At 49.5% G+C, this 1603-nt stretch carries 3 protein-coding genes; all 3 read left to right on the forward strand.

The window, feature by feature from the left end:
• A partial coding sequence (locus P8O70_00815; protein MDG2195425.1) for a 2-dehydro-3-deoxy-6-phosphogalactonate aldolase occupies positions 1-210 on the forward strand: 210 nt, incomplete at its 5' end.
• Positions 203-1117, forward strand: a complete 915-nt coding sequence (locus tag P8O70_00820) for a sugar kinase (GenBank protein MDG2195426.1) — start codon at positions 203-205, stop codon at positions 1115-1117. The genes P8O70_00815 and P8O70_00820, both read left to right, overlap by 8 nt.
• Before the next feature lie 130 nt (positions 1118-1247).
• Positions 1248-1603 (forward strand): substrate-binding domain-containing protein (locus tag P8O70_00825; protein ID MDG2195427.1); only part of this gene is annotated, 356 nt, incomplete at its 3' end.

Below are 1603 nucleotides of genomic sequence, written 5' to 3' on the forward strand. Positions count from 1 at the left end.
TGCAAGGCGCTGCGAGCGGTTTTGCCAAAGGGTACTTTGCTTGTTGTTACCGGGGGAGTCAACTCTGAGAATCTTGCAGACTTTCTTGTAGTCTCCAACGGGGCAGGGATCGGATCGGCTCTTTACTCTCCAGGAAAAGCCGTCAAACAAATCCGTACAGATGCTCTAAAGTTTGTTCATGCGTTGCCCACTGGGGAATCCAATGGTTGACATCCTCTGTCTTGGGGAACCACTCCTCGAATTTAACGAACAACAGCCTGGACAATATGTTCGCAGTATTGGGGGAGACGTCTCAAATGTTGCTGTCGCAGTAGCCCGTCAAAGCGGTCAGGCTGGGATGCTCACCAGAATGGGCCAGGACTCTTTTGCTGAAGAAATCCTCCAACTCTGGGAGAGAGAACGAATCGACACCAGCCGAATCATTCGAGATGAGGAGGCACCCACGGGAATCTACTTCATTTCACACGGACCCAGTGGACACGTCTTTGATTATCGTCGAGCAGGCTCTGCCTCCAGTCGTTTACGTCCCAGTGATTTGAAGAAGGAACACTTTGAGGGAGTTCAGATTCTTCACCTGTCTGGAATTTCTCTGGCCTTGAGTGACAGTGCCTGCGAGGCTTCCCTGAGAGCGATTGAGTTGGCCAAGGAGAGCGGTGTGAAAATCTCCTTTGACACCAATCTTCGTCTCAAACTCTGGTCGCTTTCACGAGCTAAAGCTATCATTCAACATGTCGCCTCTCTCGTCGATTTCGTGTTGCCAGGACTCGACGATGCCCGTCAATTGACAGGTCTAGAGAATCCACAAAGTATTGTTGATGAATATTTGAAGATGGGCGTCGAAGTGGTCGCATTGACTTTAGGAGACCAAGGTGTGCTCTTGGCTACACAAGACGGAATGAGAGAACAAATCCTTGGAATTCCGGTCAACTTAGTGGATGCAACCGCAGCAGGAGACTGTTTTGACGGAGGATTTCTAACAGAGTGGTTACGCACCAAAGATCTGCTACGATCTGCTCGTTACGGAAATGTCGCAGCCTCGCTCAGCGTCCAGCATTTTGGTGCAGTATCGTCATTACCGAGTAGGGAAAAAACTGAGATGAGCTTAAGAAGCGAATAGATCTTTGCCAGCAATGCTTGACAATCCTTCTCCTTCCACTTATCACACGATACCGGTTTCATTCTTTCCTCAGACGTCTTCTGTCTGATACGGAATCTTCCAACTTTTCTAAACTTTAACGGAGGCACTTATGCGTCGGAATTTGTTCATCTTCACAGGAATCCTCCTGCTTGCTCTTCCTCAATTCTTATTTGCCCAGTCACGCACTGTGGCCGTGCTGACTCCATTTCTGGCTCAACCTGGAACACAACTGATGGTCGAAGGCTTTGAAGCAACTGCCAAAAGCAAAGGTTGGCAGGTGGACGTGATTGACACCTCCGGAGACGTGGCTGCCCTGGTCAGCCGGATGGAAGATGTCGCTCTGCAAAAGGTTGATGCGATGGTGATCAATGTCGATCCATCCCAAATTCGTAATGGGTTACTGGCTGCCAAAGACGCTGAAATCCCAGTTTTTGGAATGGACTCTGGCGCTGATCCGCTGCTAAC

The organism is SAR324 cluster bacterium, assembly GCA_029245725.1.
Taxonomy (GTDB): domain Bacteria; phylum SAR324; class SAR324; order SAR324; family NAC60-12; genus JCVI-SCAAA005.